We start from the raw sequence: 383 nt of genomic DNA, 5'->3' as shown, positions 1-383 counted from the left end.
CTCCGCCTCCGCCGCAGCGCCGCGCCACCCCGGACGACCCCTGTGACCGCCGCGCCCCTCACCGGACAGAATGGACCCGTGCGCTACCGCATCCTCGGCACCACCCAGGCACTCCGCCCCGACGGCAGCGCCGTCCCCGTCGGCGGGGCGCGGCTGCGCGCGCTGCTGACCGTGCTCGCCCTGCGGTCCGGTCGTACGGTCCCCGTGGCCGTACTGGTCGACGAGGTCTGGGACGGTGATCCGCCGGACGACGCCACCGGGGCGCTGCAGGCGCTGGTGGGGCGGCTGCGCCGGGTGCTCGGCGCGGACGCCGTCGCCTCCGTCGACGGCGGCTACCGGCTGACCGCCGCTCCCGACGACGTCGACCTGCACCGGTTCGAGCG

The 383-nt window shown here is 77.5% G+C and carries 1 protein-coding gene; it reads left to right on the top strand.

From position 1 onward, the window contains the following. Positions 1–78: 78 nt before the first annotated feature. Positions 79–383 (top strand): helix-turn-helix domain-containing protein (locus tag B9S61_RS11300; RefSeq protein ID WP_258039622.1); only part of this gene is annotated, 305 nt, incomplete at its 3' end.

This window comes from Streptomyces sp. SM1 (assembly GCF_002910825.1).
Taxonomy (GTDB): domain Bacteria; phylum Actinomycetota; class Actinomycetes; order Streptomycetales; family Streptomycetaceae; genus Streptomyces; species Streptomyces okerensis.
The sequence above is the reverse complement of the archived record's forward strand: the minus strand, read 5'-3'. Positions and strand labels throughout refer to the sequence as shown.